Below are 25,278 nucleotides of genomic sequence, written 5' to 3' on the forward strand. Positions count from 1 at the left end.
ACCTCGGTCTCACAATGTACGCATGCACATGGGTATGAGGTCCCAGTCGGATTCGTGTTTCAATCCCTCTTCCGAGCTCCAGGCAGGTTTGACGTGAGGCAAAAAAGCCCGGTGATGCGGAGAGAGCCGCGGCCAGCAGCCAGCATTTGTGGTGTCGCCACAGGTGCAACGGAATGACAATCGAACGTCACGGCCAATGCTGATTCGTAATCCTCGGGGGCTACAAGCACGCAATGGTGACTATCGCTTGATGCCCTCAAGTGTTGAATTGCCTGCCTTGATGGCAAGACTGTGCGTTCCTGAAAGGAGAGGGCATGGTTTTCGGTCCATGGCCTGGTGCTCGTGGGTTTGTTATATAGTACGAAGCCGCCCCGGAATTAATGCTGGAGTACTAATGCAATGATACGTGAAACCAGGGCGTTAGATGTCAAGCCGGCTACAGCAAGTACCTTAAGTCACCTAGATGCTTTGGAGGCAGAGAGCATCCATATCTTTAGGGAGGTAGCGGCCAGTTTTCAACGGCCGGTGATGCTCTATTCGATAGGTAAAGACTCTTCCGTCTTGTTGCAACTGTTACGTAAAGCTTTCTATCCGGCTTGTTCGCCGATTCCCCTTTTGCACGTCGATACGACCTGGAAATTCAGGGAGATGATTGCGTTTCGTGACGAGATTGCCGCAGCCGGGGACGTTCAGCTTTTGGTGCATATCAACCAGGACGGTGTTAGCCAAGGCATTTCGCCGTTCACGCATGGCGCAACGGTACACACGGAAGTTATGAAAACTTCGGCGCTCAAGCAAGCACTGAGCAAATACGGATTCGATGCGGCAATAGGGGGGGCGCGTCGCGACGAGGAGCGATCGCGCGCGAAGGAGCGCGTTTTCTCATTTCGCAATGCCCTGCATCGCTGGGATCCTAAGCGACAACGCCCCGAGCTCTGGAACCTTTACAACACGCACATTCACAAGGGTGAAAGCGTGCGAGTGTTCCCGCTGTCCAATTGGACGGAAATGGACGTCTGGCATTACATTCGCCGAGAAGGCATTCCGGTAGTACCGTTGTATTTCGCCAAGAAGAGACCGGTGGTGGCGCGCGATGGCGCGTTGATCATGGTCGACGACGATCGCTTTGTGTTGCAAGAGGGGGAAAGCATTGAACAGCGTATGGTTCGCTTCCGTACTCTGGGCTGCTATCCGCTGACTGGCGCCATCGAGTCTAGTGCCAGCGACGTGGATGAGATCATCGAGGAACTGGCGGCTTCCCGGTCGTCCGAGCGGCAAGGACGGATTATCGATCACGATTCCACCGCGTCGATGGAGCTTAAAAAGCAAGAGGGCTATTTCTGATGGCTGCCGCCGATATGTCAGTGCGCAGTCTGCTGCGTTTTATCACATGCGGTAGTGTCGACGATGGCAAGAGCACGCTCCTTGGCCGTCTGTTGTACGACGCGGGCATGCTGCCTGATGATCAGGTCGAAGCGCTGAAGCGCGACAGTCTCCGTCAACATCCGAATGGCGATGTGCTGGATTTTTCGCTGCTTACCGATGGCCTGGATGCCGAGCGCCAGCAGGGTATCACCATTGACGTAGCCTATCGCTATTTCCATAGCGTACGCCGCAGCTTCATAGTGGCCGATTGTCCGGGTCATGAACAGTACACCCGCAACATGGCTACGGGTGCTTCGAACGCCGATCTCGCCGTGGTACTGGTGGATGCGCGAAAAGGGCTGTTACCGCAGACGCGCAGGCATACGTACATTTGCGCCCTGCTAGGAATTCGCAAAGTGATCCTCGCCGTCAACAAGATGGACCTCGTTGGCTATAGCAGGAGTGCCTATGAGTCCATTCGCGACGCCTATCAGGACATGGCGTCAAAGATGGGAGTCAGCAGTGTTTACAGTCTGCCAGTGGCGGCACTGATGGGCGACAACGTAGGTCGACCTTCTCCACATATGCCTTGGCATGATGGTGCTACGCTGCTGCAATTGCTGGAAAGCATCTCGGTGGAGCCTATACAGGCAACCGACTTTCGCATGCCGGTGCAATGGGTCAATCGGCCTGATCAGTCGTTTCGCGGCTACGCGGGTACGATTTGCGGCGGACGGTTGCATCCGGGCGTAGAGATTGTCGTACAGCCCGGTGTGCATCGCGCTCGCGTTGTAAGAATAGTGACTGCCGCTGGAGATTTGTCTGAGGCACACGTAGGGCAAGCTGTGACCCTTACGCTGGATCGGGAGTTGGATGTCAGTCGCGGTGATGTTTTGGCCGATGCGACGTGCCCTGCTCCGGAAGCAGACCAATTTGCCGCACATCTACTGTGGATGGGCGATGAGCCATTGCTACCCAATCGCAGCTATAGGTTGAAGATTGGCGCGCGCACGCTAAATGCACGTGTTACCTCGATCAAGCACAAGGTAGACGTCAATACGCAAGCCAGGCTTGCGGCGCATCGCCTGGAGTTGAATGACGTCGGCTATTGCAATATCGACCTGGATCATCCAATCGCGTTCGAACCCTATACGGTTAACCACAGCCTCGGCGGCTTTATCTTGATCGACCGACAGGACAACGCTACGGTAGCCTGTGGCATGCTGGATTTCGCGTTGCGCCGCGCCACCAACGTACATTGGCAGCAGCTGGATCTGGATAAGCGGGTGCGTGCGGAAAGTAAAGGGCAGCACCCCTGCTGCATATGGTTTACAGGGTTGTCTGGGGCAGGTAAATCTACTATCGCCAATTTGCTGGAGCGTCGGTTGAGTGCGATGGGTTATCACACCTATCTTTTGGACGGCGACAATTTGCGGCACGGGCTCAATCGTGATCTCGGCTTCACGCCCGAGGCGCGAGTTGAAAATGTGCGTCGGGTTGCTGAAGTGGCGCATTTGATGGTCGATGCCGGGCTGATCGTGCTGGTCTGCGTTATCTCCCCCTTTCATAGCGAGCGACAGTTTGCGCGAGATCTGTTTGCCGAAGGCGAGTTCGTCGAAGTATTCGTAGACACCCCGCTGGAAGAATGTGAGCAGCGAGATCCGAAGGGGCTTTATCGAAAGGCCAGGGAAGGGAAGATTCTTAATTTTACGGGTATAGATTCACCCTACGAGATGCCTGTAAAACCAGACGTGCGCTTACGTTCAAACATCTCAACACCGGAAATATTGGCGGATCAAGTTGCATCTTACGTTGTCGATTTGGTGCGCAAGAAATGAGGCTTGCCGTTGGCCCCACTTGCCGTTCATTTTTGCGGTGGGGGCGGACCTTTTGGATACCTTGACTAGTCCAGGTATCGCTGGTTTGCAGTTCGTCTGAAGTTCTTCGCATGTCTATTGGATAGAAACAATAGGAGCATGCATACGCCACCCGAAAGGGCAAGCAATGGGGTCAGGAGCCGCACTGCTACGGCTGCAGCTTCGGCATCCAGGCGAGATCTCCCGAGCCATAGCAAAATACCCTGACTTCCCAGCTCGGCAACCCCCAAGCCACCGGGTGTCATGCTTGCAGTTACGGTAAGCATCACGCCGCCCAGTAAAAGACTGATTTGATCGAAGTCGATCGAGACATTCATCGCGCTAATGGCGGTCCACCAAAGAGCCGCATAGAGCAGCCATAGGGGCACAGTTATCAGGCTCGCGACGGTGATTCGCTTATGCTGGTGCAGCAGCTTGCCATACACCTGGGCTTTGACCGGCAGATGCGGCGTCAAAGTCCTGAGCAAATAGAGCAGTTGTCCGGCCCATGCAGGTAACAAGAGTGCCAAGGCGGCGAGCCAAGTATGCCCGAAATGCAACGAAAGGCCGCACAGGCCCATGCCGACGACGCCGGCCAAATCCAATACTCGTTCCAAAAAGAAACCGGCAATTCCTTGCTGCCACGCAAAGTCATCGCACTCCGGGATCATGCTGATTTTAAGCATCTCGCCCAACTGAAGGGGCGTGAGCGACGCCAGCCCGGAGGCAGCGCCGTTAGCGCAGAAAGATTGCCATAGTCTCCTGCGATCGAGCGGCAGGCGCAGCACAATCAGCCAACGAAGACCGCGCAAGGCGAATGCACAGATAACCAGCGCTACGCCCGACGTCGCAAGAAGACCCCATCTCATCCTCGCTACGCTCGCACCAATCTGGCGCCAATCAAATATATGAATGGTCCATATCACGCAAGCTGTCGTGATAAGCGTGATGATCACCGTACGGGCAATATGGCGTCTCAAGTCAGGTATCAGGGTTGGGTCGCAGCGGTCATCCCAAGACGGAATGCTGTATTGTTGGATAGGAGGCAAGGATATTTTGTGCAGAACGCATGACCTGATCAAGATGTTCTTCGATACCGACCCATAGCGGCAAGCGTACCAAGCGCTCGCTGGTGGCGTCGGTAATCGGTAGTTCGCCAAAACTTCTTGCAAATCGCGTGCCTGCAGGCGAGCTGTGCAGCGGGACATAATGAAATACCGTGCCGATCCCAGCCGCTTTCATCGATTCAATGAAATGCGTGCGCGCCTCCAGATTGTCCAAGAGCAGGTAATACATATGCGCATTGTGGACACAGTCGGAAGGGACTATCGGTCGCCGAGCGAGCCCGGCCTCTTCAAGTGATTTGGCCCATGCGTGATAGCTATTCCAAATATCGATACGGCGACGGGTAAGATATTCTGCCTGTTCGAGTTGAGCGGCAAGAAATGCGGCGATCAATTCACTTGGCAGGAAAGACGATCCGATATCCACCCAAGTGTATTTATCGACTTGGCCGCGAAAAAATTTGCCGCGATTGGTGCCTTTTTCGCGAATGATTTCTGCCCGGTCGATCATCGCCGGGTTATTGATCAAAAGCGCACCACCTTCACCGGATATGACGTTCTTTGTCTCGTGAAAGCTTAGCGCGGCCAAATCGCCGAAACTTCCGAGTGGCTTACCTTCATACGTCGACAAAATACCTTGAGCCGCATCTTCGACAACAAAAAGCCCGTAACGCCGGGCTGTCGCCATGATGGTGTTCATGTCGCACGACACCCCGGCGTAATGAACGACGCAAATTGCCCTGGTGCGCGGAGTGATGGCTGCCTCGATCAGGTTTTCGTCGATATTGAGGGTGTCGGGCCGTATATCCACGAACACCGGGACAGCCCCTCTCAGCACAAAAGCGTTGGCGGTTGTGACAAAAGTGAAAGACGGCATGATCACTTCATCGCCCGGCGCCAGTTCAAGCAGCATCGCCGCCATTTCCAGCGCGGCCGTGCAAGAATGGGTAAGCAGCGCCTTGCGGGTGCCGGTCATTTGTTCGAGCAGGGCATGGCACCGCTTGGTAAAGGAACCGTCGCCGGAAAGATGCCCGTTGGCGTGTGCCTGAGCAATGTAGTCCAGTTCCTTGCCAACGAGGTAGGGGCGATTGAATGGGATGCTCATGTGGGTTTCACTTGGCAAAGCTGGAGTCTATGACTTGGTCTCGCGGTGACCCCAGATGTAGTAGGGCGCCTGCGGACCTGTGTTGAAGATTAGATCGAGTACACTGACCTGGTGTTCAAAGGGCGGATAGAGCTGAGGATAGATCGGGTAGCCGCTGTAATCATGGTACTCCAAATGAATTCCGGCCTCTTCAAAGGCTTTATCGTCAATGTAGCTTCGGGCCGAGGGGCCGGAAAGGTAGTGGGTAGCTCCAGCGGCGCGTAGGAGGTTCAGCAGGCGATCCTGGCGCTTACCCTCGAGTCGGAATTCCCGCGAGTCGCGAAAGCGGGTGTCTATGCCTAAAATCTCTGTGGCGATCATCTGAATGACGAATTGATTCAGTTCCGAAAGCGATCGCCAGGAATGTCCAAGATAGAGGTCCTCGACAGCGTTCTGGTATGTTTTGAAATATGGCGCTTTCGAATAGCTTTGCTTGATAGCGGTCCAATGTTTGCGCTGCCAGTCATGGCTGGTCAACTCGACGTCGCAGATTAGGCGGTCAATACGAGATCCGGCGGGCGTGCTCAGCCAGAGCAGTCCTTGCGGGGTCTTGATTCGATTGCGCGAACGCCAATCCGATTTGGTGAACTGCACATCGTCATAGAAGACGAAAGTATCGACCTTATGAATGAGGTCAAAGTATCCCTTCCAGGGAAGATAGGACGATTGAACGACCCCAACGGTATGTCTTCTCATGAAGGTGTACGAGCATGGTGAGTAAGTTCGTCAACTGCGGTTTGCCGCATGATTGAAGACGACGTTTTGGTTAAAGACACGCAGGCATCTCGGCGCTGCTGGTAGAAAGAAGGATGAGGTCCCTCTTCATGGCTACTTCCTTACTAAAACGGTGAATTCGAACAATCCGTAGTCATGTAGCAACGCCACATTGCGGGAAAAGCGTTGCTTGCATAAGTGAAAGATCCGGCATGGATCCGCGTAGTAAAGATAATCGCGCATCTTTTCGGCATCAGAGTACGTGGTGAGGCAATTGAATGAAAAGCCGCGACGGCTGCTCTGGTTTAGCAAATCCAGCGTGGCCTCAATGTGGCTGAACCATTGCTCGGCCGATCGATCGAAGTGAACGTTGAAGATGCCGCTCGCGATGCTGTAGTCGGCGTGGCCTTCGGGTTCGCTTCCGGCTATGAAATGCGCGCTGGAATTTCCCGTATGGAGGCGCTTCGCGGACCGAATCATGTCTTCAGCGACATCAATTCCAGTGTAGGAGAAGGCGCCGTACGTCAGGGCAAGGAAATCGTAGAGCGCACCATAGCCGCAACCCAGATCATTGATTGAGAATGGGTCATTGGTTTCGATTATCTTGCAAAGTTGTTTGAATCGTATCGTTTGACTCTCTGCGCCATTCCAGTCAACGCCGCGCGGCGTTTCGCCATGCTCGGCGAGCTTGGTCGAAAAATATTCCGAAATATCCATGAAGAGATCATTTTTTTTGTCTGGCATAAACCTGCCTCACTATCGTATAGGGGCGCTGCTTGGTTTCGGAAAATATCTTTGAAAGGTAGATGCCGACGACGCCGATGAATGAAATGATGAGGCCGCCAATGAGCCATATCGATGACATCACAGATGTCCAGCCGATCAATGGTCTGGCGAAGAAAAGCCAGCGAAATATCAGGTAAATTGTATAAATGATGGCTAATAGTGATATGGATAGTCCGGTGTAAAAAATCCCAACCAGTGGTGCATTGCTGAATGATGTGATGGAATTGACGAATAGCGAAAATTTCTTTTGAAGCGAGTAAGTGGTGGTGCTGGTGTTATGCTTTTTGATCGCTTTTGGAATTTGAGTAAAGCCAGTTATATACCAAAGTCCGTTTATGAAGACCTCCCTTTCCTCATGGCGCAATAACGCGTCGACATAGCGACGGGTCATCAATCGAGCAGTAACGGCATTGGCCGGCAAAGCCATTCCCGTGGCCGCGCGGAATAGAATATAGAACCACTTGCCGCTCCACCGCTCAAGCCATCCGCCCTTGCGCTCCGCTTGAACGCCAAATACGACGTCACACGGCTCGCTTTGCATGTGATTGGCAAAGACGCTTAGATATTCAGGTTCCTCTTCCAGGTCGACGTCGATAAGAAATATTCGTTCTCCCCTCGCGTGCGCGAGACCCGTCATCATGGCCTTGTGATGCCCGAAGTTGCGGGAAAGATCAACGACGACGACATGGTCGTCGGTCTCGGTAAGAGCTACGGCAAGATCGAGGCTGTGATCGGGGGAGCCGTCATTCACCAGCACGATCTCGAAGTCTCCGCCCACGAGTTGCCGAGCTTCATCGCTTGCCCTTCGGTGAAATTCAGCGATATAGGCGGCCGATTGGTAGAGCGTGGCGACTATGGAGAGTTTCATATGGGCACGTGCTTCATGTGACGGCGGGTTTCTGGGCCATATTTGAACAAAAGGTCAGCTGCCATTGCGTTGTCTTGATCAGGTGGCGATGGCGCCAATCGCTTCCTGTGTACCGCGCGTCGTCGTCGAGAGCGGTCTTAGGCATAGCGGCAATCATGTCGCAATGCCCTTTCCAAGGGATGTAGTTGGATGGGATGACGGCGATCTTTTTCATTGCGCTTGGCTGTTGGCTTTGGATATGTGGTAATACGGGTTGGGGGAGCCAGGTAGCGGGACGAAGTTGTTGAGAATGTATTGGTAAATGAGCGGGTGTGTATTGCTGAAGCGCAGTGCATCCACTCCGTCGAGAGGCATTTCATCAATCAGAGCGAATCCTGGATTGGCCGCTTCAATCCGCTTTATCTCATCCTGCTCGAATGTGCCGGAACGTCGCTGCAGCGGATAGATTTCCCATACAGGCGATTTTCGTTCGAGCAACGCGTAGGCGCCTGGCCAGTAGGGGGCGGCGATAAAGCTTCGTCCGTGTGCTGCGTATTTGTCGGCCAGAGTGCGCAGCAGCGCTATATCGCGAGCCGTACCAGGGGCTGTTTGCAGCATGCTATGGGAGATCTCAACACCAACACACTTTCCATCCCTGCATTCCCATCCTGGCTGGAACGCAATCATCACCCATATGCTTGCTGCACAGATTACTGCTGCCAGCGGCCATTTGATCTGCGCGGCTTGGCGCGAAAGCGCCACCATGATGCCGACCAGCATCGGAAAGATTCCTTGGGCTAGATGACTGATGTCGGCTCTGGAATACGCAAAATGCGCGTACGGCAGCACCAGGAACGACGCGGCCACCAGGGTTGGCGAAACCGGCCTGTTAAGCATCCTTTGTCTAACTACCCATAGAAGGGAGACCGCGCCGAAGATGAGCAAGCCGATAAAGAAGGTGCCGATCAGGATCTCTCGAACTGCGTCGCTGGTTGGCAGCGACGTGAAATGCACCCGCCAAGGCCATTGCACCGGTAGCGGAATATTGGTGGTCCTGATTTCGAACAGATAGCGGATATCCTCCAGGAATGCGGCGGCAAAGCCCGGAACGAAGATCAGCATAAGCAATATGGGGCAATAGCCGGTTATGACGCCCGCCGACCATGCAAGCAGTCCACTGACGGGACTGTAGGATTCTGATCGATTGATGGTCAACCAGGCAATGACGCCGAGGCTACCCGTTACGCCATATACGCCATGATTTCGTCCAAATACAGCAGCCAATCCCACGCACATGCCCGCCAAGAAATATCTTCGGCCAACGGGTTTCTCGACGAGATAGGTTAGTGCGCCGACTAGAAAGATCGACAGTGAAACGTCAAAAAGCTTGTAGCGTGGAAACATCCATGCCGTCAATATGAGAGTGGAGAGAAGCAGATAGACCAAGCTTTGCTTCTTCAGGGCGCGTGCAATGAGCAGCAAGCCCACGAACAGGCCTATTGCTTGAAAGATCGCTAAGGCAATTCGCATGGCCATGATGCCGTTACTCCCGCACAACTCCATTACGGCGGCGACCCAATAGTACCGGCCTGGGTCATAAGCCATGAAGTCGCGGATGGGTACCTCGCCCAGCGTTACCCGTTGGGCCCCATACCAAAGAAAGCCTTCATCCCAGAGGCTGAAACCTTTGTTGCCTTGCCAGACAAAGAGCGCTATGACAACGACAGAGGCCAGCATCATCAACTGCAGTAGCCGATACCTGTCATGATTGGATGCTGATGGCATCCGCTATCTCCCGAGCGTGAAGTGTGTCCTTCCAACCTCTTAGGCGAGGCTTGGTTTGTCTCGATGTTGGGAGGCAAATCGCAAGAAGGGCCAGCGGCAGAAAACGTCAGAACCTTTTTAAATCAAGGTCCGGGGGCGCTGTTGCAGATGTTCCTGGTAGCGCGTTCTCGGGCACCCCCGACGACGGCGTGAAGTAAAGCCGGCACACGGGCATCCTCGTATCCGCCAAGTCATCTGCCGGTCCAAGTAGCAAATATGTCATGTCAATGGAGTAGGGCGGCGCATCACAAGTAGCCATCTTGAGAATGGACGAAATTTCAGGTTCAAATCGATGATCCACCAGGTATTTTCACGAAACTTTGATGATCTACTGAGATGTAGACGTCTGACCCGCGATTTTTTGAAATGGCCTTCCGGCGTGCTTAGATGGGCGTGTTCAGTGCCGAAGTGAATGGCCGATCGTCAGTTTCGTGGCAGTTATGGGGGGGCGACGCGCCACATTTTTGGGCCGTCGGGTACTGAACCCATGGGGTCATGGGGGCCTGTTTCTTTCTTGACTCGGATGACGCTCTTCGCCTATGTCGAATCATGCTAGACCAATTCGGTTACTACTGCCTGACGTCATGCTGTCTTTATGCTTCCAACGCATTGGCTGGGCGGGGCTGCGATTGAGAGCGCGCGGCGCACGCAGCCTGCCTGGCGTTCGTTAGTCCCAAGCATTGAAGAGCTTTCAGGCGAGAGTCGTGCGCAGAATGAATTTGCAAGTGCGCGGCGCCATCGCATCCCCCTCCTCAAAGCCGAAGTGGCATTTGCTTAAAACGGCCGGCCGTCACGCACGGCCAGACGATGGCCGGGATGATGGTACTCCGTGGGGCCATGGAGGTCGGCAAGCAAGAAGGAATGGTAGCCGGGAACGCCCCTGTGCAGCGTCCAGTGATGCTATGCAGGTAGGCGATTTTCACCGACGAAGCGTGGGCAAAAATTGCCGCGGGGCGGTGGCCTCGCGGCAAAATGGAGCATTCCAGAACGTCAGCAGCCGAACCGCTGGTGTCCTCTGACGGTAATTCCACGGGAACCCGCCATGCGCGAATTCCGAGGCATAACTAATAGACGCCCATTTGATCGTTCGGAGCACCCACGATTGTGTTGGCAATGCGATGATTATTGCCCGCGCTTACGACTGTGCCGCCGCCGGATCCGATGGCGGCGGTGTTATTAAAGAAGTCCACGTTGGATATACCAACCAACCCGCCGGAGGCGTCGGCTTGCACTGCCGTGCCGTTGTACGAGAACACGCTGCTCTCCACGTTGATCGAGCCAGCCTCCGCATGCACGGCATACGAGGAATTGTTCTGGAACATGGAATGCATCACATCAATATGCCCACGCAAAGTATGCAGGGCCGTTCCGGTCCCTTGAATAGTGACGTCCTTCACGGCCACCCCGATGGGCCCGGGCCCTGAAGTTCCGTCGATGACAACGCCCTGGCTTCCGCCTACGAGGGTCGAGTTTTGCACGAGCACGAAACCGCTGTTGGTCATGCTCAGCTCGATGTCGTTGCTGATGAATCCGTCGAAAGTACAGTGGTCGATAATCACATTTCCGGCACTATTGATCAGCACGCCATCCAAGCCCGAGCCTATTCCGCTGAAATGAAGATTCCTGAGGATGACGGTATCGGTAGGGCCAGCGGCAATGACAATGGCATTGGTGCCGGCCACGAGCGAGCTGGCCAGTTCGCCATCCCCATCGATGATGATCCCCTTGGTAATGGTCAAGGCCCCAAATCCGCCGGGGTCGAGGACCGAGATCTGACCGTTGGGAGTAGTCTTCGATATGGCGCCTGCAAAAGTCTTGCATGGAGCGGTTCTGCTGCAAGGGTTGGCGTCGTCGCCAACACCCGAAACCCAAGTGCGAGTGGCCTGGGCATGCGCTGCTGTTGCGAAAGCGAACGACACAACAAGCGCCGCCAGGAATGGCTTCAATAGACGTTTCATCATATTTCCCCTTGAAAGAAAATCGTGCGACGCACGAACGGCTAGCCGCAAAGCGGATTGGACTTTACGGCGCCCCTGAGCCCATACGGGCTGGGGTCGAAGGATAAACCAATTTTGTGAAATGGATCACATTTAATGACGGTGCGGGCACAGTAGTCGGCAGCCAGGCACGCAGAAAACCTGTTGTGACAGTTTCCGTTATCGGCCGATTAGCCTAAGCAGGCTAAGACGACGAAGCCCGCCTTTCGGCGGGCTCGGATCGCTAGCGCCCCCTTCGTCTTTTTCACGAAAGGCGCTCTGTGTCAGGTGGTCGCGAAGCCGGCGTACAAGCGGCGGGAATCGCCTTGGCGCGAAAGCGGCACCACCCCGGTACCGCCTTTCTTTGATCAGCCGATTGCCTGCTCCAGCTCCGGAATCAGCTTGAACAGATCGCCCACCAGGCCGATATCGGCCACTTCGAAGATTGGCGCTTCACCGTCCTTGTTGATGGCGACGATGGTACCCGCATCCTTGATGCCAGTGAGATGTTGAATGGCGCCGGAAATTCCAATGGCGATATAAAGCTCCGGCGCGATGATTTTGCCGGTCTGGCCCACCTGCAATTCGTTTGGCACATAACCGGCGTCGACGGCGGCGCGCGATGCGCCCACCGCCGCCCCGATCTTGTCGGCAAAGCGATAGATGACTTCAAAGTTCTCCTTTGAGCCTACGCCGCGGCCACCGGAAACGACCTTGTTGGCGCTCTGCAGATCCGGACGGTCGCTCTTTCCCTGCTTGAGCTCGACAAAGCGGGTATGTGTAGGCACGGCAATGTCCAGGCTCAGCGGTTCGATCGGAGCATTGTTCGCGCCGTTGGCAGCTGCCGCCCAGGATGCCGTGCGTATGGTCGCCACTACGGCATGCGCCGGATCGGCTTGCACCGTGACGATGGCGTTGCCGGCGTAGATTGGGCGCTTAAAGGTATGGCTGCCGTCGATGCTCATGATGTCGCTCACCTGAGCAACGCCAAGCAAGGCGGCCACGCGCGGCGCGACGTCCTTGCCGAAGGTGGTGGAAGGCGCGAACACATGGCTGTAGCCTGCGGCGACCTTCGCAATCTGCGGTGCCAGTACGGCAGCCAGCGGATGGGCGTTTTCAGCGCGGGTGACGGTAAGTACGCGGCTCACGCCCTCGATCTTGGCGGCGTCGGCGGCGATAGCGTCTACTTCCGCGCTAAGCACAAGCACATCGATGGTGTCGGGCTTGACGGCGACGGCTGCGCTGACGGCACGGGCGGTGGCGGGGTTCAATTTGCCGTCCAGATGTTCGGCGATAACCAGGATCTTGCTCATGGATGTCTCCTCAATGCTGGTCGGCTGCTTAAAGCAGCCCTTTTTGCTTCAGAACCGCCACCAATTCGGCGGCATCCTTGACCATTACGCCTTTGCTGCGCTTTGCCGGCGCGGTGTAGTTCATGGTCTTGAGCTGGTCGTGTGCATCCACGCCCAGTGAAGCGAATTCGATGGTATCGATGGGCTTGGATTTGGCTTTCATGATGTCCGGCAGCTTGATAAAGCGCGGCTCGTTCAGGCGCAAATCGGTAGTGATTACCGCTGGCAGCTCGGCCTCGATGACTTCCAGACCAGCGTCTACCTCACGCGTCACCGTAGCCTTGCCATTGGCGATCTCCAACTTGCTGGCGAACGTGGCTTGCGGGCGGTCCCATAGCGCAGCCAGCATCTGGCCGGTTTGGTTGGCATCGTCATCGATGGCCTGTTTGCCCAGGATGACCAGGCCGGGCTGCTCCTTCTCGACTAACCTCAGAAAGACCCTGGCCGCGGTAAGCGGCTGTAGGGTGTCTGGTGTCACTACATGAATGGCGCGATTGGCTCCCATCGCCAAGCCGTTGCGCAAATGCGCGGTCAGGTCGGCCGGCCCAATGCCGACCGCCACGACTTCTTCAGCCACGCCTTTTTCGCGCAGGCGCAGGGCTTCTTCCAGGGCGATATCGTCAAAAGGATTGGCAGAGAGCTTCACGCCGTCGGTCACTACACCGGTGCCGTCGGGCTTGACCTGGATGCGGACGTTATAGTCCACCACACGCTTGTAGCCGACCAAAATCTTCATTTTTGTACCTTTAACCGTGCGCCTGCGGGACGCGGAAATGGGGTTACGCAAACATCCATTCTAACCGATGCTCCATCCGGGCACGAATGGCAGCTTTGCCGTACGTTTTAAACCGTGTCCGTTTCCGGTAAGGCCCGGCGCAGCGCTGCCCGCGCAGCGCTGAAGGAAAAGTGCTCACGTATATTGTCCAACCCGTTGTCCGACAGGCGCCTCCATAGGAGCTCATCGTCGTAAAGCCGTAACACGGCGGAGGCGAAAGTGGCGGCATCGTCGGCGAGCAGTATGTTTTCTCCATCCCGCAGCTGCATACCTTCACTGGCAATGTCCGTTGCAACGACCGGTAAGCCATAGCTCATCGCCATATTGACCTTGCCCTTAACGCCGGCTCCATAGCGCAATGGGGCTACTGCGATGCGGCACCCGTCCATCCATGGCGCCAAATCTTCAACCTTGCCATGGATCTGAATCCCGGGCTTGGTCAAGTTGGGCCTGGCAGCAGCGGGGATGTCGCCAATAAGGTGCAAGCCGATTTCCGGGCGCAGGCCGTGGATGAGAGGATAAATCTCGTCTACCAGCCATTGGACGGCGTCGACATTTGGCGGATGAGCGAAGCCACCGACGAAAACAAGGTCTCTGCGCGCCGCGAACTCTGTCCGCCGCCCGAATTCCTCATGCACGTTGGACACCAGCTCCACGTTTGCTTCGGGAGCTTCTTTTGACAGCAGGGCCTGCTCGACCGGGCTAACCACCAAAGTGACGTCACACGCGCGAATCAATGCCAGTTCGCGTCGGCGTGACAATTGCGCCCGGCGTAACATGGCTCGATTTCCGGTGTGCCTCGCTGCGCGCAGTTCGCGCAGAAAATGCAGGTCAACCGTATCAAAGATCACTTTGGCGCGCGGTGCTACCCTTCGCACCAGGCCAAGATTGGGGGCGGCGACGTAATGTCGCGATAGCAGGACGGCTTGCAGGGAGTCACGTTCTTTCGCGAGCCAGCGGGCTAGTGAAGGAGACCAGGGTTTGCACAGTGCGTGAACCCCAATGCGACCAAGCTGGACAATCTCCCTATCGCTGGCCGTGTAGTTGTCGGCCACAAAGGTTACACGCCAACCGAGCTCGCGCAGCAAACGCATGATATTGATCATGCGCAGGGAGCCTGAATCGCGCGAGGCATCGGGCGTCAGGGCGTCCACAATCAGAATATGTGGGCGCCCATCGTGATGGATAGCCGATTCAATCGACGATCCGGCAGCGGGCTGCCGAGCCAGCGCGTCCTTCCACTTTTCTGCGAACTTGGTTTTATTGATGAGCTGGTACTGTTTTACGCCCGCGCGCAGATCGGTTCCTGAGCTAATGCCTTCAAAGTGCACCACCACGCTTTCAGGCTGATAGATGACACGCTTGCCGGTGGCGCGAACACCGAAGGCAAGGTCGGTGTCTTCGTAATAGGCCGGAGAATAGCGAGCATCAAAACCGTTCAGCCGCTGGAATAGCTCCGCTTCGATCATAAGCGAAGCGCCAGACACGTAGTCGGTGTCGCGTCGATAAAGGAATTTCGGGTCTTCAGGCGATTCGAAACGGCCGTAGTTCCAGCCGTCGGCATTGGAAAACACTATTCCGCCGGCTTCCTGCAGGCGTCCGTCGGGGTAAATCAGCCGGCTGCCTGCAAGGCCGCAATTGGATTCTTCCTCGAAGCAGTCCAGCAGGCGATCCAGCCAACCGTCAGTAACCTGCGTATCGTTATTGAGGAACAAAAGATGCGACCCGCGTGCGGCAGCGGCGCCTGCATTGCAACTGCCGATGAAGCCTAGATTGCTTGCGTTGCGCAGCAGCAGCAGGCCTGCGATTTCGCTCAGAACAGAGGCCGTTGCATCAGGCGACGCATCGTCTACGACAATGACTTCGAACGGCGCGTTTGCACCGTGACGGGCAATGGACCGAAGGCAAGCCAGCGTATAGCTCAGCTTTCCATGCACCGGAATGATGACCGAAACTCTGGGGGCATCATGGGTGGGCAATGCAAAAGGCGCATGGGACTCCTCCAGCGGTTCCAGTGCCAGGACCGGCAACTGAGCGGTGCGCTGTCGAAACTCCTGAGCGATGCGCGCCGCCGTGCCTTGCACGCCACGCTGTACAACGCTCCCGGCTACGCGTTGCATCAAGTAGTACAGACGCTTCACGCGCCAGGTCAACAAACTGCTCAATGCCACCTCCGAGGGGGCTCATGGGGGAGATTAAAGGTTCTGGTAGTTTGGCCCGGATCCGCCTTCCGGCGGCACCCAGTTGATGATTTCGTACGGATCCTTGATGTCGCAGGTCTTGCAGTGCACGCAGTTGGCGGCGTTGATCTGCAGGCGCTTGCTGCTGCTTCCATCAGGCGCGGTATCCTGGACGATTTCGTAGACGTTGGCAGGGCAGAAGCGGGTGCAGGGATTGCCGTACTCCTCTGCACATTTCGTCACGCATACCGAAGTATCGGCGACGTGCAGGTGGACTGGCTGGTTCTCGTCGTGCTCGGTGGCAGCGAAATACACGCCGGCCAGGCGGTCGCGGGGCGCTAGCTCGCGCTGCACGTAGTCGCGCTTGGGTTCTTCGTACTGGCCAAGCTTGTGCAAGGAGTTCCAGTCGGGTTTGTTCTTCAGCGTCCAGGGCGACTTGCCGCCGGTCACGGTTTCCCAAGCGGAGTTGAACAAGCCGAACCACAGGCCTTTCTTGAAGCCGGGCTTGATGTTGCGCACCTTCTTCAGTTCGGCCATGACCTCCGATCCGCGCAGTTTGGCGTCGAAGCCGGCGGGCTTCAGATCGTTGGCGGCGAGGTGTTCGGCGGCGAGCATGCCGCTCCGGATCGCCTGGTGCGTGCCCTTGATCTTGGGCACGTTGAGCAGGCCGGCGGTGTCGCCGATCAGCAAGGCGCCGGGCATCTCCACCTTGGGCAGTGACTGGTAGCCGCCGGTGACGATGGCCCGCGCGCCGGCGGAGAGAATGGTGCCGCCTTCGAGCAGCGACTTGATCTTGGGATGGTTCTTCCACTGCTGGAAGGCTTCCCACGGCTGGTAGCCGGGATCCTTGTAATCGAGTCCGCTGACGTAACCGAGCGCTATGCGGTCTTTGTCCAGGTGATAGAGGAAGGCGCCGCCGTAGGTGTGGTTGTCGGCCGGCCAGCCGAAGCTGTGGAAGATCTTGCCCGGCGTCGCACGCCCCGCGGGCACCTGCCACAGCTCCTTGATGCCGATCGAGTAGCCTTGTGGATCGCTGTCCTGGTCGAGCTTGAAACGTTTGACGAGCTGCTTGGTGAGGCTGCCACGCGCGCCTTCGGCGAGTACCGTCACCTTAGCCTTGATGTCGATGCCTTGGGTGTAGCCGGGCTTATGCGAGCCATCTTTCGCTACTCCCATGTCGCCTATGCGCACGCCTGCGACGGAGCCGTCTTCATTATAAATAGTGTCGGCGGCGGCGAAGCCGGGAAACACATCCACGCCCAGCGCTTCGGCCTGCGGGGCGAGCCACGCGCACATGGCGCCTAGCGAGACGATGAAATTGCCGTGATTGTTCAAGGTCCCCGGCACCGGCAGCTTGCGGCCGCCGGTCTTGCTGAGCAGCCAGAACTCGTCTTCTGTAGCAGGCACGCAGATCGGTGGCGGGTTATCGCGCCAGCCGGGCAGCAGGGCGTCCAGCGGCTGCGGTTCGATCACCGCGCCGGAAAGGATCTGTGCGCCGATGGTCGAGGCCTTTTCGATCACGCACACCGTCATGTCCGGCTTGAGCTGCTTCAAGCGAATCGCGAACGACAACCCGGCTGGGCCCGCACCGACGACGATCACGTCGTATTCCATCGTCTCGCGTTCGGTCATGGGGCTTGGGCTCCGTCGGTGGCTGGGGGCTGTTGAGGGTGGTACGCACGGCTGGTTACCGTGGCGACCGGGACGCTATTCTCCGGGTTCGCCTGCTGCGCGGCAAACTCGTGCCCGGCGGGCTTGGCCACCGGAGCGTGCATGAGTTCCCTTCCACCAATCGCCGATCTCGATCTTCGCCGTGCCACGCTGTGCCAGATCCTGCATTGGCTGGCGTCCGGCCGGGTGCAGCCGGGCCGCTTGGCGGAGGTCTACCTGGCCGCCATCGAGCGCCTCAATCCTCGACTCAACGCTTACATCAGCGTGAGTCCTGCGCTGACGCGAGAGCAGGCGCAGGGGGCCGAGCATCGCCGTCGTGACGGCGTGATCGGGCGATTGGATGGCGTGCCCATCGCCGTCAAGGACAATTTCGACCTCGCTGGCTGGCCGACGAGCTCAGGCTTACCAGGTCCTGTCAGGCCAGCGGAGCACGATGCCCACGTGGTGGCACGGTTGCGCGCCTCGGGTGCCGTCTTGACCGGCAAGACCAATATGGATGAAGGGGCGCTGGGCGCAGTCACCAACAACCCGCATTTCGGCGCCACGCACAATCCGTATCGTCACGGCTACACGGCAGGCGGCTCTTCAGGTGGCGCCGCTGCGGCGGTGGCCGCGGGGCTGGCGGTGGCGGCGATCGGATCGGACAGCCTGGGCTCGATCCGCATTCCAGCCAGCTATTGCGGCGTGTTCGCGTTGAAGCCGACGCAGGGCGAAATTTCCACGCGCGGCATGACCGCGGCGGCGCGCCGGCTCGATAGCGTGGGCCTGCTGGCGCGAAGTGTGGACGATCTCACCGTGCTGCTGCAGGTGCTTGCCGGTTACGACGCGGAAGATCCACGCTCGCGCCGTCGCCGTGTAGCCTTGTCGCCGCCGGACTGGGAGCCGGGAAAATTGCGCTGTGGCATGCTTCCCAACCTGCCCGCGCTTGGCGTGCAGCAAGATGTGCTGGACGTTTTCGAGGCGGCGCTAGCCAAGCTGGATCGCGAACTGGGCGAACGCCGCACGGTGGACTTCGACGACTGGCAGTTCCCACGCTCGCGTCGTGCCGGCTTTCTGCTGATGGAGGCGGAGATGCTGGGTACCTTCGCTGCGCAGCTCGCCGACAACGAACACCCCGTATCGCCGCAGTTTCGCCGCCTGCTTGACTATGCGGCGCGCAAGACCGCGGCTGATTACGCTGATGCCGATCGCGTGCTCGATGCCGCCGCGCTCAAGATGCGTCGGCTGTTTGCGCAGATCGATGTCCTGGTCACGCCCACCACGCCGCAAGCCGCCTTTGCGTTGGATGGGCCGGTGCCGGATAACCAAGGCGATCTCACCAGCTTCGCCAATCTTGCCGGCTGCCCGGCGGTAAGCATTCCCATGGGCACGTTGCCGAACGGCTTGCCGATCGGCATGCAGCTGATCGGCGCGCGCGGGTCCGATCTGCGCCTGCTCGAGCTGGCGGCGGTGTGGTCGGCCACGCTCGATGCGGCGCCCGAATATCCTGGCATGCGCGATGCTCTGTGAACTTGCCGGTGGTGATTGGCAACGACTGCCTTTGGCCGATGCGGATGTGTATTACGCGCCTTCCTGGCTTGCTGCGGGGGAGGCGGACGAACTGCTTGGGCGTCTGCTCGACGAAATCCCTTGGGAACGCCATCGCCTGCGCATGTTCGGACGCGAAGTCGACGCACCGCGCCTGAGCTGCTGGATCGGCGATCCGGGCGCCACTTACGTGTATTCGCGTAGCCGTTTCGAACCCAGGTCTTGGACGCCATCGCTGTTGGGCTTGCGCGAGCGCGTCGAGCAAGCTTGTGCGGCGCGCTTCAACAGCGTGCTGGCGAATCTGTACCGCGGCGATCAGGATTCCATGGGCTGGCATAGCGACGACGAGCCGGAACTTGGCGCACAACCGGTGATCGCATCGATCACCCTCGGCGCGGAACGCCGCTTTCGCTTCCGTCGCCGGGTGCCGCGCGGAGCGAGTGCGGCCCGGCCCGTCGGTCTTCTGCTGTCGCACGGCAGCCTGCTGTGCATGGCGGGCGATACCCAGCGCCTTTACCAGCATGATTTGCCCAAGAGCGCCGGCAGTTGCGGGGTACGCATAAATCTTACGTTCCGCATGATCAATTCGGCATACACGCCCCCGATGACGCCCTGCAACTTGGATTGACAGGGAGTGGCGGGGATAATGCGCGATCCTTCCCGTCCTCCCCACCCGTGCAGGCCCGCAATGACTCAGAAGACCGTACTCAACGCCCTCCATCGCGAACTTGGTGCGCGCATGGTCGATTTCGGTGGCTGGGATATGCCGATCAGTTACGGTTCGCAGATCGAAGAGCATCACGTGGTGCGCCGCGATGCCGGCATGTTCGACGTCTCCCATATGACGGTCGTCGATCTGCACGGCGCACGCACGCGGGAGTTTCTGCGTCATCTGCTGGCCAACAGCGTCGACAAGCTGAAAGTGCAGGGCAAGGCGTTGTATAGCTGCATGCTCAACGAGCAGGGCGGGGTGATCGATGATCTCATCGTCTACCTCTTGGGCGACGAACACTTCCGCCTGGTGGTCAACGCTGCCACGCGCGACAAGGATCTGGCCTGGATCGAACGGCAGGCACGGGCCTTCGACGTAAGCGTCAGGGAACGCCCCGAGTTCGCGATGATCGCCGTACAAGGCCCCAGTGCGCGTGCCAAGGTGATTGGCCTGCTGCATGAAGTGGACCGTCCGCGCATCGAAAAGCTCGGTCGCTTTGCCGCGGCCGCGGCACAAGGTCCTCATGGCATGCCGCTGTTCATCGCACGCACCGGCTACACCGGCGAGGACGGTTTCGAGATCATCCTGCCGCAAGAGCATGCCGTCGCCCTGTGGAAGGAACTGGCCGCCGCGGGCGTCGCCGCGTGTGGGCTGGGTGCGCGCGACACTTTGCGCCTGGAAGCCGGCATGAATCTCTACGGCCAGGACATGGACGAAAATGTCACGCCATGGGAAGCGGGCCTGGCCTGGACTATTGCGCTGGATGAAGGTCGTGACTTCATCGGCCGCAAGGCGCTGCAGGCGCAGCAAGCCGCCGGCGTCCCGCGCGCGATGGTCGGCCTGGTACTGGACGAAAAAGGCGTGCTTCGCCACGGCCAGAAAGTGCTGACGCCGCAAGGCGAAGGGGAAATCCTTTCCGGCAGCTTCGCGCCCACTTTGAACAAGTCGGTGGCGTTCGCACGCGTTCCTGCCGGCGCGGTCGAGCAGGTACGAGTCGACATCCGCGGCCGCGAAGTGCCGGTCCGCGTGGTGAAGTTCCCATTCGTGCGCGACGGCAAGGCCTGCGAAGGCATCTGAGCGCCGCAGCGGGAGTGTCCCATTCCCGCATCGGCAGCGGTTAGAATCGGCAAAATCAATCCCTGATCGAAATCAATCACTGGACCCGACCATGAGCGCGAGCGAGATTCCCGGCGATCTGAAATTTCTCAAGTCCCACGAGTGGGCCCGTGTCGAAGACAAGGGGCTGGTTCGCGTGGGCATTTCCAACCATGCCCAGGAGCAACTTGGCGACCTGGTTTACGTCGAACTGCCGGAAGTGGGCGCCCAGGTGCAGGCGGGCAGCGGTGCGGCCACCGTGGAGTCGGTCAAGGCCGCTTCGGACATCTACTCGCCGGTGTCCGGCGAGATCGTCGAGGTGAACGAGAGTCTTGCCGACAAGCCCGAGACCATCAATGAAGACGCCTACGGCGAGGGCTGGCTGTTCGTGGTCAAGCCCAGCGATCGCGGTGAGCTGGACGAACTGCTCGACGCGGATGCCTACGCCGAACTGATCGAGAACGAAGACCACTGATAGTGCGATCAGCTTGATCGGAGAACGGCCGCCTACGCGGCCGTTCTCGTGTTCGTGGCAGTGCATGACGCAGGCGTGCAGCGCTGGCGTGTGCAGCGTGAAGAAAACGCGTGGCGACACAGGGACTGAGCATGGCGAAAAGTCCATCGTGTGCGCGTCCGGTCTGTCGCGGCGGAGCGCTTCGAGGGTGCTCGGACGGTCTCAAGACCTCTTCGGCGCCGTCTCGAGCATCTCCCAGTCTAAATTTGTTCATGCTCCCGGATGACCCGTTCCGGCCGTCTCCCTGGCATGACACACCGCGTGATCGCTTGGCTCGCATGGCTGCGGTGCGCGTATCAGGGCGGATGAGAAAAATCACATTTTTTAGCTTGTTTTTGGCCTTTTTTTAAAATCGCGCGAGGTGAATTCCTTGAATATTTAGATGGCTGTCTGCATTGCAATGAGTCATCGAAATACCGTTCTCCCGAGCGTGCCGCCGACCGGTCGCCGGGGCGAAGGGATTGATTTCATGGCAAAAATCAATTGACAGTTGAAATGTTCGGGAATAGCTTTCGCACCATAAACGGGGAACGTTTCCAATGGTGGCATCGAAATACATCCAGCCTTACGTAGAACATGGTGCAAAAGCCGAGGCGGTCAGAAAGATCACAGTCTCGATTCCAATGCATGTATTGCGACTGCTGTCGGACCTGCGCACTTACCGGCAGGTCAACAATTTGCGGCACGCCACCAACAGCGACCTGCTGGTTGAGGCGTTCCTCCACGCTTTTACTGGGCAACCACTGCCAACTGATGAGGAGCTAAGACGTACTATGGCCACTGCCAAGAAAACCGCACGTAAGTCGGCGAAGAAAGCCGCCAAGAAGACCACTCGTAAAGCTGCAGCCAAGCGGCCGGTCGCCAAGAAGGCCACCGCCAAGAAGCGCACCGCGCGCAAGACCGCCAAGAAGGCGGGTGCCAAGCGCGTAGGCGCGAAGAAAGCCACCGCCAAGCGCGTTGGCGCCAAGAAGGCCGCCAAGAAGGCGACCCGTAAGCGCACCGCCAAGAAGGCAGCCGCTGCCAAAGTCGTAAAGGCCACCAAGGCCGCCAAGGCCCCCCGGGCCCCCAAGGCCAAGAAGTAAGCACAACAACTAGAGTCTCACTCGATTTATCTCCCTGCGGTGCCCAGCGCAGGGAGGTGGTTCGAAAGCGTTTCGTCCCGGCCTCGTGCCGGGACGCTTCATTTAGGGCCTTTGCTTCCGGTCACCGAAAAACAAGAAGAACATGGCCTTGGGATGGATTCCCCCCTCTCGCTGATACGCAGTTCGCCTCGCCGGCGTTCGTGATCGTCCTCACAATTGCAGAGCCACTCCAATCGCGCTACCTTTGGCCCATCCGCGCCGCGGCAAGCCTTAAGGGGGGAAGCCGCTCCTGGATAACAGGGGGGAAGCGCGGGTATCTAATGCCACTGCAGTTGTGAAAGATCATGGATACCCGAAACAGTCGTCATGCGCGCTCGCTTGCGCGCGGGGCCTTCAAGCCCGTCATCATTGCGATCCTTGCCGTGGTTGCAGGTCTCGCCGTCGTGTCCTGGTTCCTCATCATCAAGCCGCACGAGGACTTGATGACCGCGGACTCAGGCGGCCACCCGTCCACGCCGGTCAACCTTAACCAGCAACAGGCGGCAGCGGCGCCGGTAAACGTCGACGCGCTGAGCATCGACGCGTTGCTGTCCGAAGCGCGCAAGGCGATGAACCAAGAGCGCGTGATCGCCCCGTCCGGCAACAATGCTTTCGAGTTCTACCTCAAGGTGCTGCAGAAGCAGCCCGGCAACCAGGTGGCGGCCGATGCCTTGCGCGAAACGTTCCCGTTTGCGGCCAGCAACGTCGAGCAGGTCATCAACCAGCGTCAGTTCGATGAAGCCGAACGCGAAATCAACCTGCTGGCCAAGGTGGATCCCACCAACTACACGTTGACCATCCTGCGCTCCAAGCTGGATGCCCAGCGCAAGACGCTCGACCAGGAGCAGCAGAAACAGCTCGACCAGCAGCATCAGGCCGAGCTGGCGGCGCAGAAGGCGGCGGCCGACAAGGCTGTGGCCGACAAGGCGCTTGCCGAGAAGGCGGCGGCGGATAAGGCGGCGCAGCAGCAAACGGCGCTGGCCACGCAGCAGCCAAAGGCCAAGGAGCCAGGCACGTCGCCGGCAGCCGCCCAGAACAGCCAGGCGGCCAGTGCGAACGCTTCCACTGGCGGCGGAACCAGCGACCCTGTTGCGATTTCCGCCATCCGCCCGCGCTATCCGACCACCGCTCTTCGCAACAACCAGGAAGGCTGGGTGGATGTGCAATACACGGTCAACGTGGACGGCAGCGTGAGCAACATCTCCGTAGTTGGCGCCGAACCGCGGCACGTATTCGACAACGCCGCCATTGACGCGCTGCGCCGCGCCAAGTTCTCGCCGGCCATGCGCGACGGCAGCGCGGTCGCCTCGCAGCAGCAGAAGCGAATCGAGTTCAAGCTCAGTGCTTCGCAGTGATGTTGCTCGGATCGCTCCCGCCCCTGCTCACAGGGGTGGGAGCCGCATAGGGTGAATGCTTTACCCGCGCCGCCGCGATTTGTGCCGTGACCTCGCCGGTGCCGCGCGATGGGCCGGCGGATCGCTTTCCACGCCAGCCCAGTCCTCGTGCGGTAAGCCGAGCATCGCATCGAATACCATCGGCATCAGGTCGGTACCGACCGAACCTGGCGAGTTCCACATCGAAACCATGCCGACGCCGTATTTTGGAAAGAACGCGATCATCGTGCGATAACCTTCCACGGCACCACCGTGGAATACCAACGTTTCGCCCGCATAGGTGAACACGCGCCAGCCCAGTGCGTAACTCGCTGAGGTCACGCGGGCGCGGCGCCATGGGGTGTTGTGCATTTCGGCAGGCGTCGGCACGCCGGGTGCGTGCAGTTCGTCCAGCAGCGCTTGCGGCAGCACGTCAGGCCTTCCGCCCATCTGCGCCATCAGCCATTGCTCCATGTCGCGCAGGCTCGCGTTAACACCGGCGGCGGGTGCCACGCGGTAATAAGCTTCCTTGGGATCGAAAGACTCCCAGTTGTGCGCACCGTGCGGACGGTGCGGATGCGCCCAGCTCTTGCTGCCTTCCAATGCCTCGCGGCCATAGCTCGCGGTGGTCATGCCTAGCGGGAAGAACAGGCGCTTGTCGACCTGGTGATAGAAGAAGTCGCCGGTTTCGGCATAGATCAAGTCGCCGATCAGGCTGAAGGCGACGTTTTGGTAGCCGTAGCACTGGCCTACGTTGCAGGTCAGCGTCACCTCGTCAAGCTTGCGCACCAGTTCCTCATAGGGAACGTTGTCCTCCAGCATCTGATCGTAGGTGTTGTGCGGCAGCCCCAAGCGCTGCCCGAGAATGTCGCGAACGGTGACTTCGCCAGAAGCTTGCGCATCCTTCAATTGGAAGAAGGGCACCGCGTCGGCCAGCTTGGTATCCCAGCTGAAGCGGCCATCCTCGATCAGCAGACCGGTGATCGCGGTGGCGAACGCCTTGGATAGTGACGCCAGACGGAACACGGTGGTGGGCGTGACCGGTTCCTGCGTAGCGACATCCGCATAGCCGATGGTGCGCTCGAAAGCCACCTTGTTGTCCACCACCACCGCGGTGGCGAGACCGGCCACCTCGTTGCGTTCCGCCACCACATCCAGCCAGTGCGAATAAGCCTGCAGGGCTGCCTTGACGCGTTCGGGCGGAAGGGTGGCACTGAAGTCAGTGGCGTCGTGGCGCGCTTGGCGGATGTCGGCTGCCGGCGGAGTGTCGGTGAATGCCTTTGCGGCCGAAGCGGGCAGCCAGGTGGCGCCGGCACCGAGCAGGCTGGCGATCAGCAAGGGAAGCTTACGGAACTGCATGCTACTCCGCTTGTTACAGGCGT

At 58.5% G+C, this 25,278-nt stretch carries 21 protein-coding genes; 8 read left to right on the top strand and 13 right to left on the bottom strand.

Annotated features, from left to right (window positions below):
- Window positions 1-399 precede the first annotated feature (399 nt).
- Window positions 400-1,344 carry a sulfate adenylyltransferase subunit CysD gene (gene cysD, locus QQJ96_RS08380; protein ID WP_284331530.1) on the top strand — a complete coding sequence of 315 codons (945 nt, stop codon included), beginning with the start codon at window positions 400-402 and terminating at the stop codon, window positions 1,342-1,344.
- A complete protein-coding gene (gene cysC / locus QQJ96_RS08385; protein WP_284331531.1) occupies window positions 1,344-3,203 on the top strand; it encodes an adenylyl-sulfate kinase in 1,860 nt (619 codons plus the stop codon). Before cysD ends, cysC begins: the two co-directional genes overlap by 1 nt.
- Window positions 3,204-3,268: 65 nt before the next feature.
- On the opposite strand, the gene QQJ96_RS08390 is transcribed toward cysC, so the two are convergent.
- The 12 genes from QQJ96_RS08390 to QQJ96_RS08445 all read right to left on the bottom strand — a co-directional run bounded on the left by QQJ96_RS08390 (window position 3,269) and on the right by QQJ96_RS08445 (window position 17,515).
- The gene (locus QQJ96_RS08390; RefSeq protein ID WP_284331532.1) at window positions 3,269-4,201 is read right to left on the bottom strand and encodes a lysylphosphatidylglycerol synthase transmembrane domain-containing protein; all 933 of its coding nucleotides are present in this window, start codon (window positions 4,199-4,201) and stop codon (window positions 3,269-3,271) included.
- A gap of 28 nt (window positions 4,202-4,229) precedes the next feature.
- Window positions 4,230-5,390, bottom strand: a complete 1,161-nt coding sequence (rffA, locus tag QQJ96_RS08395; protein WP_284331533.1) for a dTDP-4-amino-4,6-dideoxygalactose transaminase — start codon at window positions 5,388-5,390, stop codon at window positions 4,230-4,232.
- A gap of 27 nt (window positions 5,391-5,417) precedes the next feature.
- Entirely contained in the window at window positions 5,418-6,125 is a 708-nt protein-coding gene (locus QQJ96_RS08400) for a WbqC family protein (protein WP_284331534.1), read from the bottom strand.
- A 132-nt stretch (window positions 6,126-6,257) separates the two neighbouring features.
- Complete coding sequence (locus tag QQJ96_RS08405; RefSeq protein ID WP_284331535.1) at window positions 6,258-6,860, bottom strand: class I SAM-dependent methyltransferase; 603 nt, start codon at window positions 6,858-6,860, stop codon at window positions 6,258-6,260.
- Between the two features lie 7 nt (window positions 6,861-6,867).
- Window positions 6,868-7,797, bottom strand: a complete 930-nt coding sequence (locus QQJ96_RS08410) for a glycosyltransferase family 2 protein (protein ID WP_284331536.1) — start codon at window positions 7,795-7,797, stop codon at window positions 6,868-6,870.
- A gap of 13 nt (window positions 7,798-7,810) precedes the next feature.
- Window positions 7,811-8,011 carry a WbqC family protein gene (locus tag QQJ96_RS08415; protein ID WP_284331537.1) on the bottom strand — a complete coding sequence of 67 codons (201 nt, stop codon included), beginning with the start codon at window positions 8,009-8,011 and terminating at the stop codon, window positions 7,811-7,813.
- Window positions 8,008-9,561 (bottom strand): hypothetical protein, encoded by a 1,554-nt coding sequence (locus tag QQJ96_RS08420; protein WP_284331538.1) that lies wholly within the window; start codon window positions 9,559-9,561, stop codon window positions 8,008-8,010. Before QQJ96_RS08420 ends, QQJ96_RS08415 begins: the two co-directional genes overlap by 4 nt.
- A 1,103-nt stretch (window positions 9,562-10,664) precedes the next feature.
- Complete coding sequence (locus QQJ96_RS08425; RefSeq protein WP_284331539.1) at window positions 10,665-11,561, bottom strand: right-handed parallel beta-helix repeat-containing protein; 897 nt, start codon at window positions 11,559-11,561, stop codon at window positions 10,665-10,667.
- 383 nt (window positions 11,562-11,944) lie between these two features.
- Window positions 11,945-12,889, bottom strand: coding sequence for an electron transfer flavoprotein subunit alpha/FixB family protein (locus QQJ96_RS08430; protein ID WP_284331540.1), 945 nt, complete (start codon window positions 12,887-12,889; stop codon window positions 11,945-11,947).
- Window positions 12,890-12,917: 28 nt separating this feature from the next.
- Window positions 12,918-13,664, bottom strand: coding sequence for an electron transfer flavoprotein subunit beta/FixA family protein (locus QQJ96_RS08435; protein ID WP_284331541.1), 747 nt, complete (start codon window positions 13,662-13,664; stop codon window positions 12,918-12,920).
- Window positions 13,665-13,771: 107 nt separating this feature from the next.
- Window positions 13,772-15,823 carry a glycosyltransferase gene (locus tag QQJ96_RS08440; RefSeq protein ID WP_284331625.1) on the bottom strand — a complete coding sequence of 684 codons (2,052 nt, stop codon included), beginning with the start codon at window positions 15,821-15,823 and terminating at the stop codon, window positions 13,772-13,774.
- Between the two features lie 75 nt (window positions 15,824-15,898).
- Window positions 15,899-17,515: an electron transfer flavoprotein-ubiquinone oxidoreductase gene (locus tag QQJ96_RS08445; protein WP_284331542.1), complete on the bottom strand. Its 1,617-nt coding sequence runs from the start codon at window positions 17,513-17,515 to the stop codon at window positions 15,899-15,901.
- Between the two features lie 141 nt (window positions 17,516-17,656).
- Between QQJ96_RS08445 and QQJ96_RS08450 the strand changes: the two genes are divergently transcribed.
- The 6 genes from QQJ96_RS08450 (at window position 17,657) to QQJ96_RS08475 (ending at window position 23,878) form a co-directional block, all read left to right on the top strand.
- Window positions 17,657-19,063, top strand: coding sequence for an amidase (locus QQJ96_RS08450; protein WP_284331543.1), 1,407 nt, complete (start codon window positions 17,657-17,659; stop codon window positions 19,061-19,063).
- Window positions 19,053-19,709, top strand: coding sequence for an alpha-ketoglutarate-dependent dioxygenase AlkB family protein (locus QQJ96_RS08455; RefSeq protein WP_284331544.1), 657 nt, complete (start codon window positions 19,053-19,055; stop codon window positions 19,707-19,709). Before QQJ96_RS08450 ends, QQJ96_RS08455 begins: the two co-directional genes overlap by 11 nt.
- 60 nt (window positions 19,710-19,769) lie before the next feature.
- Window positions 19,770-20,870, top strand: coding sequence for a glycine cleavage system aminomethyltransferase GcvT (gene gcvT / locus QQJ96_RS08460; protein WP_284331545.1), 1,101 nt, complete (start codon window positions 19,770-19,772; stop codon window positions 20,868-20,870).
- Between the two features lie 91 nt (window positions 20,871-20,961).
- On the top strand, window positions 20,962-21,363 hold the full coding sequence (gene gcvH, locus QQJ96_RS08465) for a glycine cleavage system protein GcvH (RefSeq protein WP_284331546.1): 402 nt from the start codon (window positions 20,962-20,964) through the stop codon (window positions 21,361-21,363).
- Window positions 21,364-21,941: 578 nt separating this feature from the next.
- Window positions 21,942-22,484 (top strand): met regulon transcriptional regulator MetJ, encoded by a 543-nt coding sequence (gene metJ, locus QQJ96_RS08470; protein ID WP_284331547.1) that lies wholly within the window; start codon window positions 21,942-21,944, stop codon window positions 22,482-22,484.
- A 344-nt stretch (window positions 22,485-22,828) separates the two neighbouring features.
- Window positions 22,829-23,878 (top strand): energy transducer TonB, encoded by a 1,050-nt coding sequence (locus QQJ96_RS08475; protein WP_284331548.1) that lies wholly within the window; start codon window positions 22,829-22,831, stop codon window positions 23,876-23,878.
- 60 nt (window positions 23,879-23,938) lie between these two features.
- Here the strand turns inward: QQJ96_RS08475 and QQJ96_RS08480 are convergent, their stop codons facing one another.
- Window positions 23,939-25,255 (bottom strand): serine hydrolase domain-containing protein, encoded by a 1,317-nt coding sequence (locus tag QQJ96_RS08480; protein ID WP_284331549.1) that lies wholly within the window; start codon window positions 25,253-25,255, stop codon window positions 23,939-23,941.
- Between the last annotated feature and the right edge of the window lie 23 nt (window positions 25,256-25,278).

Source organism: Dyella flagellata (assembly GCF_030160275.1).
Classification (GTDB): domain Bacteria; phylum Pseudomonadota; class Gammaproteobacteria; order Xanthomonadales; family Rhodanobacteraceae; genus Dyella_B; species Dyella_B flagellata.